Origin of the sequence: Thermosipho ferrireducens (assembly GCF_017358165.1) — a bacterium.
Lineage (GTDB): Bacteria > Thermotogota > Thermotogae > Thermotogales > Fervidobacteriaceae > Thermosipho_B > Thermosipho_B ferrireducens.
Genome location: NZ_CP071446.1, coordinates 1,623,211 through 1,636,107, shown reverse-complemented (window position 1 = coordinate 1,636,107; position 12,897 = coordinate 1,623,211). Strand labels below are relative to the sequence as shown.

General features: G+C 34.7%; 11 protein-coding genes. 7 read left to right on the top strand and 4 right to left on the bottom strand.

Going from position 1 to position 12,897, the window contains the following annotated elements; all coding sequences use genetic code 11:
* Window positions 1-3 precede the first annotated feature (3 nt).
* The 4 genes from rnc to murJ form a co-directional block, all read right to left on the bottom strand.
* On the bottom strand, window positions 4-636 hold the full coding sequence (gene rnc / locus JYK00_RS08060) for a ribonuclease III (protein WP_266097030.1): 633 nt from the start codon (window positions 634-636) through the stop codon (window positions 4-6).
* Window positions 594-1,640: a 7-cyano-7-deazaguanine synthase gene (locus JYK00_RS08055; RefSeq protein ID WP_407701732.1), complete on the bottom strand. Its 1,047-nt coding sequence runs from the start codon at window positions 1,638-1,640 to the stop codon at window positions 594-596. Before JYK00_RS08055 ends, rnc begins: the two co-directional genes overlap by 43 nt.
* A gap of 62 nt (window positions 1,641-1,702) precedes the next feature.
* Window positions 1,703-2,407: a biotin--[acetyl-CoA-carboxylase] ligase gene (locus JYK00_RS08050; protein WP_207566396.1), complete on the bottom strand. Its 705-nt coding sequence runs from the start codon at window positions 2,405-2,407 to the stop codon at window positions 1,703-1,705.
* Entirely contained in the window at window positions 2,376-3,824 is a 1,449-nt protein-coding gene (gene murJ / locus JYK00_RS08045) for a murein biosynthesis integral membrane protein MurJ (protein WP_207566395.1), read from the bottom strand. Before murJ ends, JYK00_RS08050 begins: the two co-directional genes overlap by 32 nt.
* A gap of 430 nt (window positions 3,825-4,254) precedes the next feature.
* On the opposite strand from murJ, the gene JYK00_RS08040 reads away from it, so the two are divergent.
* From JYK00_RS08040 to JYK00_RS08010, 7 genes are read left to right on the top strand one after another with little or no spacing between them, the layout of a single operon-like run.
* Window positions 4,255-4,530: an RnfABCDGE type electron transport complex subunit B gene (locus JYK00_RS08040; protein ID WP_207566394.1), complete on the top strand. Its 276-nt coding sequence runs from the start codon at window positions 4,255-4,257 to the stop codon at window positions 4,528-4,530.
* A complete protein-coding gene (gene dprA / locus JYK00_RS08035) occupies window positions 4,530-5,576 on the top strand; it encodes a DNA-processing protein DprA (protein ID WP_207566393.1) in 1,047 nt (348 codons plus the stop codon). Before JYK00_RS08040 ends, dprA begins: the two co-directional genes overlap by 1 nt.
* The gene (gene panC, locus JYK00_RS08030) at window positions 5,530-6,369 is read left to right on the top strand and encodes a pantoate--beta-alanine ligase (RefSeq protein ID WP_207566392.1); all 840 of its coding nucleotides are present in this window, start codon (window positions 5,530-5,532) and stop codon (window positions 6,367-6,369) included. Before dprA ends, panC begins: the two co-directional genes overlap by 47 nt.
* A gap of 27 nt (window positions 6,370-6,396) precedes the next feature.
* On the top strand, window positions 6,397-8,517 hold the full coding sequence (locus JYK00_RS08025; RefSeq protein ID WP_207566391.1) for a glycoside hydrolase family 31 protein: 2,121 nt from the start codon (window positions 6,397-6,399) through the stop codon (window positions 8,515-8,517).
* A 26-nt stretch (window positions 8,518-8,543) separates the two neighbouring features.
* Complete coding sequence (gene pnp / locus JYK00_RS08020; protein WP_207567669.1) at window positions 8,544-10,640, top strand: polyribonucleotide nucleotidyltransferase; 2,097 nt, start codon at window positions 8,544-8,546, stop codon at window positions 10,638-10,640.
* A gap of 18 nt (window positions 10,641-10,658) precedes the next feature.
* Window positions 10,659-11,894: a M16 family metallopeptidase gene (locus tag JYK00_RS08015; RefSeq protein WP_228288147.1), complete on the top strand. Its 1,236-nt coding sequence runs from the start codon at window positions 10,659-10,661 to the stop codon at window positions 11,892-11,894.
* On the top strand, window positions 11,894-12,895 hold the full coding sequence (locus JYK00_RS08010) for an HD-GYP domain-containing protein (RefSeq protein ID WP_207566390.1): 1,002 nt from the start codon (window positions 11,894-11,896) through the stop codon (window positions 12,893-12,895). The genes JYK00_RS08015 and JYK00_RS08010 overlap by 1 nt, the downstream gene beginning before the upstream one ends.
* Window positions 12,896-12,897: the final 2 nt, after the last annotated feature.

Below are 12,897 nucleotides of genomic sequence, written 5' to 3'. Positions count from 1 at the left end.
GAATCAAACCTCCCTGGAATTTAATATTAATTTTACCGCCTTTTCCGCTGCGATTTTTTCTGCTTCTTTTTTGGAAATTCCCTGTCCAATACCGTACACTGTCCCATTTATAATAACTTGCGAAGTAAATCCCCTTTGGTTTTCAACAGTTTTGTACTTTGGAAGGCATTTAAAAAGTTCTTGAGTTAATTCCTGAAGTTTTGTTTTGTAGTCAAAAATTTTTTTGCCACTAATATAATCAAGTATGTAATTATCCAGGTATTTTTTTAGAACATTCTTTACTGTTTGAAATCCACCGTCTAAGTATAAAGCGGCTGCAATTGCTTCAAGGGTATCCGCAAGAATAGAATTTCTTGTTCTGCCACCAGTTTTTTCCTCACCTTTACCCAGAAAAAGGAAATGACCTAAACGTATTTTCTTTGCTATTTCAGATAGAGTTTCTTCGCTTGCTACTGCCGATTTTACCTGGGACATTTCTCCCTCAGAACTTTCAGGAAACTCTTTATAAAGAGTTTCACAAACGAGCAATTCTATTACAGCATCCCCTAAAAACTCCAATCTTTCATTACTTTCAATGGCCCTATTTATCTGATTCATTTCATTTGCATAGGAGGTATGGCAGAGGGCCGTGAACAACAACTTTTTGTCTGTGAATTCGTATTCGATGATTCTTTCGAGCTCTTTAAGTACAGCTCTTTCTCCATTTCGTAATTCTTCCATTCTTCCACCCCAACTACGTGAAAAGTCCTTAATTTGTTATTTTTCGATTCTTTCCATTCAATCTTGATTGGAACGGCAAATTCAGGTTGCAGTTTCCCTTCTAATATCCATTTTTTGGAATTTTCTACTCTGAATATAGAAGGATTTGCAATTATTGTTAATTTTAACGGTTTTTTTGCAATTATAACTTCATCAATTACGTCAATTTTTGATATTTCGCTGGCAATGTCGTCAATATTTTCCACCATTGGTTCCACATTGATTATGGCAATGTTTTTCGAAAGTGGTCCAACGATCTTCACATTTGCAATTTTCATTCCTCTTGGTACCATTTTTAGCAATATCTCATTAGCATAGTCAACAGCTTTACCATGATATTCCGGGTTTGCCATAATCTTCAGAAGATGTTTCAATTTACATCCTTCTCTTGTTGCATGCTCACCTATTCTTTCAACTTTGAAGTTGTAATAGTCAAGAACTTTTTTTATCATTGTTTTGTTCAAATCTCCAAGTGGAGCGTACATACCGTTAAAGAGTTTAAGCCCAGTTTGCCCCCATGTGTCGCATGCATTGGAGCCTGTTATTATCAATCTTCCTTTAGCATAATTTTGAACAGTTCCCATTTTTACAATGCGTGTACACATATTACAGGATGGACCGTGTTTCCAGATCTCAATTTGTTTTCTGGATTCAACAAATGTTAATTTTAACCCCATTTTTTTTGCAGCACTTTTGACTATTTCTATGCTTTTAGAATAGGTAAATGGACCATACAATACGTTGACAAGTTCAACATGCTCAGCACCTAACGCCTCTTTCATCAACAACGAAGCAGCGGTACTGTCCATTCCTCCTGAAAAAGCCACTACCACGTCATTGTATGTCTGATTTCCTACTATTTCCTTGATTTCATCAATAATGTTCTGGATAACTTCCTTTATATCTGTATTTATGATGCTCCCTCCTTTATTTGAGTGTATTATTAAACAGTACCTTCAAGTTCATGAATGCTTCTTATACTTTTTATTGTTAAACAATCCTGAACTATCATGTAATCTTTTTCAATTTTTAGTATAAGTATTTCTCTGTTATTTATTATAATTCTATCTCCTTCTTTAAACAAGAGATATTTTTTCCAATTTTCTGTGAGAAGAGTTGGAGTGTTTTTATATTTTGCGTGTAATGTTCGTAGTTTTTTCAAGAAATTATTTAGAAAACGCAAAGGGTTTATGCGTCTTTCTATTAATTGTTTTATGGAGATGGCTGTATTCTTAAGGTGTTCTGGGATCTCGTTGTTTACGTTAAGGCCTATGCCTATAATAACAGCTTCTAATTCCCCTTTGTATACAGCTTCTGTTAAAATTCCGCATAATTTTTTCTTGTTCACATATATATCATTTGGCCACTTGATTCTGGCATTTATTCCATACTTTTTTAAAATGTTAATTAATGCCAGTGAAGAAATTTTGGTGTAAAAGTCACCAGGTTGTGGCTTTCTGGGTTTTAATAATATAGAAAACCACAACCCACCTTCTGGAGAAGCCCAATTTTTACCATAACGCCCTTTACCATTTGTTTGAGTTGTGGCTACAACTACTGTTCCATTTGGAAGTTTTTTGTAATTTTCTTTTAAATATTCATTTGTACTGTCAATTTTATTGAATATTAGAATTTTTTCTCCAAGCATTTAGAACACTCCATATTCTTTTTCTAAAAAGTATAAAAGAAGTAACAAAATAAATTGCTGTACCAGTTCCTATTGTAAAAAATAGCCAGTATTTTTGCGAGGAGAGTTTATTTGTGAATATTACAACCATAATCATAATACCAGAAGAAATGGCTATTTTAACACTATCTTTTATTGGAAAAACCCTGGTTCTGGTAAAAAGATAAACAAAACCGGCTGCTCCGGCTATGCTCGTAGCGATTGCTATACCAGTTGGTCCATATTTTAAACCAAGAATTACATCCAAAATAATATTTATTAACGCAACAAGGATAGTTGCAAAAAAGGGTGTTTTCATATTTTTGATTGCGTGATTTGCCCGAGATAAAGTTGAGTACAGTCCATAAAATGGCAATCCTAAACTGTATCCAACTAAAACAGAGGAAGTTATTATTGTGTCTTTTCCAGTAAACTGGCCGTGTTCGTAAAAAAACCTTATTATCGGTGTTGAAAGAACTATTAAGCCAAGTGTAGCTGGAAATGTAAAAAATAAAGCGGTGGACATAGCATTTTTAAGATGTGCTGAAAAATTGTCTCTATCTGATGCGATTTTTGGTAAAACAACAGTTGATACTGATACAGCGAAAAGACCGTATGGAAGCATGTAAAATCTTGACGCATACTGGAGATATGAAACACCACCTGTTCCATAAAAAGATGCGATGTTCATGTCTACTATTGTGTTAATTTGAGAAATTGTCATTGCAAAAAACGACGGAAGGAAAAGTTTTAAAAAGTTTTTAAAATATTTTAGAGTAACGTAATATTTATGATGAAGTAGTATTTTTGAAAGAGATACAAACATTAATATACCACCAGATAAAAATCCAAGAGATGGAGCGAGTATTCCATAATTTTTTGAAAGTAGTATTCCAGAAATGATTGTAATATTTGCAAAAGCAGGAGTAAGTGCTGGCCAAAAAAAACGGCCATGAGTGTTCGCTATAGAGTAAGATATTGCCCACAAAAATATGAAGAAAATAAAAGGAGAGGTAATTTTTGAAAGTTTAGAGGCGAGATTTTTTGTCTCAAAAGATGCTCCACTACCAAAAATTGCTGGAATGATACCTGGATAGAGAAATACGATGATCAGCAAAGAAAGTATTATGATTGTAAAACCGTTTATAATTGAAGATACAAATTTATCTTTTTCTTCTTTATCTTTAAATTCAGAATATAGAGGAACAAAAGCAGATGTCATTGCCCCTTCGGCAAATACCCGTCTTAAAAAGTATGGAAACATGATTGCAATAAAATATGCATCAAGTTCATAAGAAGCTCCGAAATATTTTGCAAACAAAACATCCCTTACAAGTCCTAAAATACGGGAAAAGAAAGTGGCAGTTGCAAACAATAAACTGCTTGTGAATATGGACATTTTTAACCCCCAGAAAAGTGAAGTCTAAAATATTTTAGCATATAAAAAGAAATTTAGCGAGTGTTAGCGAGGCTTGTCCTGAGCACAGAGTGCGAAGGATCTTGCGAGTGTTAGCGAGGTTGGTAACAAAAAATAAGATCCCTCGTCATTACATTCCTCGGGATGACAAAGAAAGGGATTGTCATTCCGAACCCGAAGGGTGAGGAATCTTAATTGGCGAGTGTTAGCGAGGTTAGCAAGATTAGCAAGGCCTGTCCTGAAGAGTGAAACGATGAAGGATCTTGCGAGAAATGGTGAAATTAGTGAAAAAGAATGAAAAGGGAAAAATAGTATCAAATTATTTGACAGAGACACTCTGTACATATTATATTTGTGAATGAAAAGTTTGTGTTAAAATATTATTGAAGAAAATGTTTGGGAGGTGATTTTTGTGGTGGTAGTATATTCGGCGCTTGTTATGGGAGCTCTTGGATTGGCTTTTGGACTTTTTTTAGCGTACAGTAATGAAAAGTTCAAGGTTGAAGAAGATCCAAAGGTAAAAATGGTTCTGGAAGTACTTCCCGGGATAAATTGCGGGGCATGTGGATACCCTGGATGTGAAGGTTATGCAAATGCAGTGGTGAAAAAAGGAGATTCTTATGATAAATGTTTGCCTGGTAGGAAATCTGGAGTTACCGAAAAGATAAAAGAAATAATGGAGTCATAATGGATAATATAGAATTAGCGATTTTATATTCTCAGGGTTTTTCAGTTAAAGATTTAGAAGCGTATAGAAATTTAAACGTTAAGTTTGAAAGTGTGGTAAAAAGAACAGGAAAAATAGAAATAGAAGATATTTATCAAAAAATTAAACAGGATTTGAAAAATCAAAAGTATGGAATTGTAAGTTTCTGGGATGAGGAATACCCTGAGTTGTTGAAAAATATTTGGAATCCACCAGCTATTTTATTTTATAAAGGTGATTTTTCTCTTTTAAATAGTGAATGTTTTGCGGTAGTAGGAACAAGAAAAGCTACACAATATGGAAGAAGAGTAACTGAAACATTTGTGTCGAAATTATCCAAAAAATTTGTTATAATAAGTGGATTAGCTTTTGGTATAGATACTATTGCTCATACGATTGCCTTAAAAGAAGGGAAGACTGTAGCGGTTCTTGGTAGTGGTGTGGAATACTGTTATCCGCGCTCAAACTCTGTTTTATACGAAAATATAATCTCTAATGGTTGTGTAATAAGTGAATATTTACCATGGAGTCGACCGAAAAAGTACACATTTCCAGAAAGGAACAGATTGATTGCAGGAGTTTCAAAGGGAGTTTTAGTTACAGAGGCCGGAAGGAAAAGTGGAGCAATTATTACTGCTAATTTTGCGGCTGATTTTGGTCGTGATGTATTTTCCATACCAGGAGATATTTATAGAGAAACTTCCACAGGAACTAATTATTTGATAAAAAATGGAGCTCAGCCGGTGACTGATCCAGGGGAGATTTTAGAGTTTTATGGGTTTGTGGCTAAGAAAGAGAAGATTGAAATTAGTAAAGTAGAATGGCAAATTCTGGAATTATTAGAAGAGAAAACTTTTGATGAGATAGCGATTTTTATGAATATGTCTGTTAGTGATTTGCTTATACAATTGACGGTTTTAGAACTAAAAGGACTTGTGTATAAATCTGAGGATGGCACTTACAAAAAGGGGGCAATTTTTAATGGAAGTCATCAAGTCTATACAGGAGATGAAGGAGATTTCAACTAACTTTTTTAGAAAGGGTAAGAGCATAGGGTTTGTTCCTACCATGGGGTATCTACATGATGGCCATCTTGCCCTTGTGAAAAAAGCGCGGGAAGACAATGAAATAGTTGTTGTAAGTATATTTGTGAATCCTACCCAGTTTGGTCCAGGGGAGGATTTTGAAAATTATCCCAGGGATTTAGAGAGAGATCTGGAACTTTTGAAGTCTTACAAAGTGGATTTTGTATTTGTTCCCGATGTTTTTGAAATGTATTCGAAAGATTTTTCAACTTATGTTGAAGAGCAGCAACTTTCAAAGAGTCTTTGTGGCCGTTCAAGGCCTGGTCATTTCAGGGGAGTTTGTACTGTAGTAACCAAACTGTTTAACATAGTAAAACCAACAAGGGCATATTTTGGCCAGAAGGATGCCCAACAATTTAGAGTTATTCGAAGAATGGTCAGGGATTTGAATATGGATGTGGAATTAATTGAAATGCCTATTGTTCGAGAGGTAGATGGTTTGGCGATGTCTTCTCGTAATACTTATTTAAATGAGAGTGAAAGAAAAGAAGCTGTGAGACTATACAAATCCCTCATGAAGGCTAAGGAATTATTTGAAAAAGGAGTTGTTGATACGAAAAGTATAAAGAGTGAAATGATGAAGATTCTAAATCATCCTCTTTTAAAAGTGGATTATGTAGAAATAGTTGATGAACAGACTCTGGAACCGGTTGATCGCATAGAAAATAAAGTTCTTATTGCGTTAGCTGTTTTTGTAGGAAAGGCAAGGTTAATAGACAATATAATACTGGAATAAAGAAAAATTGATAAAGGAGTTGTTGAAATGTCTATTTATAAGTTAGTTTACGGGATTCCAGATGTTGATAGCGAAGCTGTGGTAAATAAAAGAATAGCTGTAGAATTAGAATGTTCTGATGAAGGTCTTTATAAAATTGAGAATATTTTTGAGGATATTGAGTTCTTTTCAGAAGATGGGTTTCTTGTGTTAAAACGGAGAGTTTCAGAAGGATTAGTTTATGGGTTTGGTGATAAAGTTGGAGCACTTAACAAACGTGGAAAAAGATACACATTCTGGAATACAGATAATTATACTCATCATCCTGGTACTGATCCTTTATACAAAAGCTTTCCATTTTATATATTTATAGACTCTAATGGTATTAAGCACGGAGTGTTCACTGATTATCCTGGATATTTAGAGATAGATTTAGATAGCGAAGGAAATGGCGAATTTACGTTTAAAATAAAAGGTAGAGGTTTTGTGCAGTACGTTATTACCGGGAAAAGCATAAAGGAAATTGTTTCAAGTTATGTAAAACTCACTGGAAAAAACACAGCTTTCCCTATATGGGCCTTTGGCTATCAGCAGAGTAGATGGAGTTATTTTTCTCAGAAAGAAGTTTTGGAGATTGCTAAAAAGTTTAGAAGCAGGCAAATTCCATGTGATGTTATCTGGCTTGATATTGATTATATGGATAGTTATAAAGTTTTCACATGGAATCCTAAAACCTTTTCTTCTCCGGAAAAAATGGTGGGAAAACTTCATAAGATGGGATTTAAAATAAGTGCTATTATTGATCCAGGTGTTAAGGTGGAAAAAGGTTACGAGGTATTTGAAAGTGGAAAAAACAAATACTTTTTGAAAGATAATTCCGGGAAAGACTTTGAAGGCGCGGTGTGGCCTGGAAGAGTAAGGTTTCCTGATTTTAGGGAGAGGAAAGTCAGGAAATGGTGGGGAAGATATGTGAATGAATTTTCGAAAATTGGTATTGATGGATTCTGGAACGATATGAATGAAATATCTGTATTTGCTACTGAAAAAGAATTGGAAGAAATAAGAAATTTGTTTAAAAATTCTACACTTGAAGAAGGTGTAAATTTAGCTATTAAGGCTGGAACAGTTGGCGAAATTGGAAGAAGAGGTAGGGGCGAGGATATAGTACATTTAGATGGGGAACCTCATTATAAAGTTAGAAATGTATACGGATTCAATATGAATCGTGCAGCGTTTGAAGGGATCAAAAGTAATAAAAGAAAATTTTTAATAACAAGATCAGCTTACAGTGGAATTCAACGTTATGGTGGTGTTTGGACAGGAGATAATCATAGCTGGTGGGAACATATTTTTCTTGAAATGATAAGACTTTCTTCTCTTAGTTTATCCGGGGTGTTTTATTCAGGATGCGATGTTGGAGGATTTGGAGGAGATGTAAACGCAGAATTACTGATAAGATTTATGCAATTTGGAAGCTTTATTCCTATGTTTAGAAATCATTCCGCCATTGGGACGCGAAATCAAGAACCCTGGGCTTTTGGAAAAAAATATGAGGATATTTTGAAAAAAGTTATACAGAATAGATATACTCTTATACCGTATATTTATACAGAATATATGAGAGGTATATTGAAAAATGTTCCACTTTTAGTGCCTTTGTTCTATCATTTTGAGAAAGATAAATTAACATACAATATAGAAGATGAGTTTATGCTGGGGAGTTCATTATTGATAGCTCCTGTATATAGACCTGGTCAATATTACAGGGTAGTTTATCTTCCAAAAAGAGCTCTGGAATTGAACAATAATAAATTTTTCTCAAAAGGCTGGCATTGCATTGATGCACCTCTTGAGATTATCCCTTATTTTCAGATAGATGGTACAATAGTACCACGCTGGAAGGCAATGAATTACCTGTTTGAAAAAGAGCCCGAATTTGTAAACGCAACGGTAGTCGCGTACAGTGGAAAAGCGGCGGGATATTTTTATGAAGATGATGGGATAACAAAAGAATATAAAAAAGGTAAGTATAATCTGTACAAAATATTTTACAAAGACGGGGACATTTATGTGAAAGCACTTAAAGAGGCTATTCCACATAAATCTCGCAGGTGGATTTTCAAAGTATTTACCAAAAATAATGTAGAAACGTTAGAAAAAATTATTTGATTGGTAAATAGGAGGTGTGTGAAGTGATAAATGTAAAAGAGTGGAAAACGAAATTATTTGGAAGAGATCTAATAGTTCAATATGGTAAAGTTGCAAAACAATCATCAGGTTCAATCTGGCTGCAGTTTGGCGAAAGTGTGGTGCTGGCTACTGTTAATATTTCGGATAGAGTTATTGAAGGAATTGATTTTGTCCCGTTAACAGTTGAATATCAGGAAAAATTTTACGCTGCTGGAAAAATTCCAGGAGGATTTATTAAAAGAGAAGGAAAACCTACAGAGTCTGGTATTTTGTCTGCAAGACTAATCGATAGGCCCATTCGGCCTTTGTTCCCAAAATATTTGAGAAATGATGTGCAATTAATTGTAACAGTATTATCAGTGGATAACGATGCTCCACCGGATGTTGCAGGGATTATAGCAGCCTCTCTTGCTCTAAATTTGTCTAAAATACCGTTTGATGGTATTGTCGCAGGAGTGAGGGTTGGTTATGTCGATGGTGAATTTGTTATTTTTCCTACAGAAACTCAATTAGAGAAAAGTAAGCTGGATATAGTTGTTGCTGGAAGCGAGGAAGCTATAACGATGGTGGAAGGCGAAGCAAAAGAAATAAGTGAAGAAGAAATGGTAAGGGCTCTTATGGTGGCTCATGAAGCGATAAAGAAAATAGTGGATTTTGAGAAAGAAATATTAAAAGAATTTGATGTTGAAAAAATTACTATAGAAGAGCCAAAACCGCTGGAAGAAGTGATAAAAAAATTCGAAGAAACACTTAATGTTCAGGAGTTAAGACAGCGACTTCTTGTGAAAGAGAAACTTGAAAGGTCTAAGAAATTAAACGAGTACAGGGATGTTGTAATAGAAAATATTTTAAATGATATAGAGCTTGAAGAAGACGAGAAAAAGTTACAGGAATCCTTATTGAAAGAGCTGTTTGATGAAAAGGCAAAAAAACTTATGAGGAAAATAATAATAGAAGAAGGAATAAGAGCTGATGGGAGAAGGCCAGAAGATATAAGACCTATTACATGTGAGTTAGGATTGTTGCCACGTGCGCATGGTTCTGCGCTTTTTACCCGTGGAGAAACGCAGAGTCTTGGCATTGTGACACTGGGAGCACCTATGGAAGAACAAATAGTTGATACTATAATGGAGGAAGGAACAAAACGGTTCATTTTACATTATAATTTTCCACCTTTTTCAGTTGGTGAAGTGAAACCATTACGTGGGCCTGGCAGAAGAGAAATTGGTCACGGACATCTGGCTGAAAGAGCGCTGAAGGCTGTTGTACCAGACGAAGATGATTACCCTTATGTTGTAAGGGTTGTTTCTGAAATTTTAGAGTCAAATGGTTCTTCATCGATGGCAACAGTCTGTTCTGGTTCGCTTGCCCTTATGGATGCAGGAGTTCCCATCAGGACACACGTTGCAGGGGTTGCCATGGGATTGATAATAGAAGATGATAAAGCCGTTATTTTAACAGATATTCAGGGACTTGAAGATCACTGGGGAGATATGGATTTCAAAGTCGCCGGTACACGAAATGGTATAACGGCGTTTCAAATGGATTGTAAAGTTGCCGGAGTTGGAGAAGAACTTTTAAATAAAGCGCTTAATCAGGCTAAAGAAGCGAGAATGAAAATACTGGATAAATTGTTTGAAACAATAGAAAAACCGCGTGAAAACCTGTCTCCACATGCTCCACTTATAGTGACTATACATATTGATCCTACTAAGGTGGGGGACCTAATAGGACCAGGTGGAAAGGTTATTAAGGCGATAATTAAAGATTACGATGTTGAAATATCAATAGATGATGTTACTGGAAAGGTGTCTATTTATGGAAAAGATCAGGGTAAAGTTAATGATGCTGTTGAGTATATTAAAAACATAACTCAGGAGATAGAAGTTGGTAACGAATATACAGGAAAAATAATTAGAATAGAACCATACGGTTTGTTTGTTGAAATACTTCCTGGAAAAATAGGACTTGCTCATGTAAGTAAACTTGGAGAAGATTCTAAAGTATTTACTAAAAAATATAAAGTAGGAGATGTTATAAAAGTGGAAGTTATTAATATAGATGAAGTTGGAAGAATTCAGCTTGGAAAATCAAAAAGCTAAGTAAAAGGAGAGATACATGTGAATTTTGAAAGGTTTGACACAGGTATAGAAACTTATTATTATCCTATGGATAATATTCGTTCTGTTACAATAGCTTTTAATATAGGAGTTGGAGCAGTGTACGAGCCAACTTCTTTGTTGGGAATATCTCACTTTATTGAACATGCATCTTTTCGAGGAACAAAAAATTTTACGATGCATCAATTGAAGCATATAATAGAATCAGTTGGTGGTATATTAAATGCGTGGACCGATAAAGAAAATACGCTTTTTTATGCTAAAGTCCCTTCTTTTCAGGCTAAAGAATCTTTTGATGTTTTAAAAGAAATAGTATTTTCTCCTCTTTTTAGTGAAAAGGATATAGAATTAGAAAAGGAAATTATTTATCAGGAATATCTTTCGCATAAAGAAGATCCAGTAAGTAATGTTTATGAATTAATGTATAGCAATCTCCTCAAAGGGCCTCACACGAAAAGTGTTATTGGAACAGAGGAAACAATAAAAAAGATTTCAAGAGATGACCTGTTAAGTTTTCATGATGAAATGTACGTACCTTATAATACCAAAGTTATAATAGTGGGACATTTAGAAAACGAAGCTCTCAGCTATATTAAGGAAAAACTTAATGAAAAAGGTGGAGCAAGAACTATAAAGCACACGTCAAAAGTTCTCACAGGAATTGTAAAGGGAAAGAAAATGGAAAATGCTAAGCAGGTGCACCTTTTATATGTAAGACCTGGATTATCTCTTCTTTCGGAAGAACGTTATTCAGCGATGGTTCTTAATACTCTACTGAGTAGTGGAATGAGCTCATTTTTATTTGAAGAAATTAGAGAAAAACTTGGATTGGTTTATGATATATATTCTATGAATATGTTTCAGAAAGAATGGGGGCTGTTTGCAATATATGTGGCTACTTCCTTGGATAAATTGGACATTTTAAACGAAAAATTGTTTAATTTATTTTCAAATTTCAAACTTAGTGATACTCTCTTTGAATATGGAAAAAAGAGACTTATTGGAAAACTCGAGCTTTCTACAGAAAGCACATCTACAATTACGACAATGATCGTTGATTATTTGACCAACGATATCATTCCTGAATCTCCTGATCAATTGATTGAAAAAGTGAATAATGTTACAAAAGACTCTGTGGAAAGGGTATTTGAGAAGATTTTCCTGGGGGATTGGTCGGTTGTTTATGTGACGCCTGAAAATGAAAACTGGCATCCAAAGAATCTGGGGGTTAGATAATGATCAGGTGGAAAAGAATAGAATATGTTAAACCAGGTGAAGTAGTTTCCGAAGATGTTTACGATCCATCAGGCTTTGTTATATTAATAAAGGGTGGTACAGCTCTTCGTGAGGGAGATATTGTCCTTTTGAAAAAAAGAGGAGTTTCGCACGTTCCTATAGAAATTGAAAGTTTAGATTTATCCAATCCAGAGATACCATCTGCTATCAAACCTGAAATGTATTTTGAAATTGTCGAAGAATATTCTTCACTTCTTGAGGAAGCGAAACAGGGAGTTATTAAATTGGAGCACATAGTAAAACAGGCAGAAAAAATAGTATCCGGAGTTCTTGAAAACATAGATAAGCAGATATTAAATATATTTACGAAAGACGACTTACCACTTGTGAGACATGGAATAAATACATCAATAATTTCGACAATGATAGGTTATGAATTAGGATTTGATGAAGAATCACTTGTTAAAATTTCCACTGCAGCACTTCTTCATGATATAGGATATCTAAATGATATTTTGAAAAGAGATATTGAGTTGTTATCTGATCCTCATCCTATCCGTGGAGCTTCCCTGTTAAAGAGCCGTCTCAAATATAATGATGAAATTTTACTTGCTGTTTTGCACCATCATGAGAGATATGATGGGAGAGGCTTTCCAAGGGGATTAAAGGAAGAAACTATACCGATTTATGCGAGGATTGTAGCAGTTGCTGATGCATACGATACGATTATTTCAAAAGATTTACCGGGGGTGGCTGGAAATCCTTACAAAGCGGTAAAGTGGATAGTACACAGCGCAGGTCATTATTATGATCCGAACATTGTTTCAGTATTTGTTAAATATGTTGGGATTTATCCAACAGGTACGAAAGTGATTTTGAGTAACGGTAAAAAAGGAACTGTGATTAAAGTTGGTAAAGGATTGTTTCCGTACGTCCTTGTAGAGGGGAAAGTTGTAGATGTGGTCAAAGAAGGAATCACAATTAAAGAAATTGTAGATTAAAA

Coding starts and splice junctions, on each gene's coding strand:
- JYK00_RS08050 (WP_207566396.1), bottom strand. CDS start 2,407: ATGCTTGGAGAAAAAATTCTAATATTCAATAAAATTGACAGTACAAAT.
- murJ (WP_207566395.1), bottom strand. CDS start 3,824: ATGTCCATATTCACAAGCAGTTTATTGTTTGCAACTGCCACTTTCTTT.
- dprA (WP_207566393.1), top strand. CDS start 4,530: ATGGATAATATAGAATTAGCGATTTTATATTCTCAGGGTTTTTCAGTT.
- panC (WP_207566392.1), top strand. CDS start 5,530: ATGGAAGTCATCAAGTCTATACAGGAGATGAAGGAGATTTCAACTAAC.
- JYK00_RS08025 (WP_207566391.1), top strand. CDS start 6,397: ATGTCTATTTATAAGTTAGTTTACGGGATTCCAGATGTTGATAGCGAA.
- JYK00_RS08010 (WP_207566390.1), top strand. CDS start 11,894: ATGATCAGGTGGAAAAGAATAGAATATGTTAAACCAGGTGAAGTAGTT.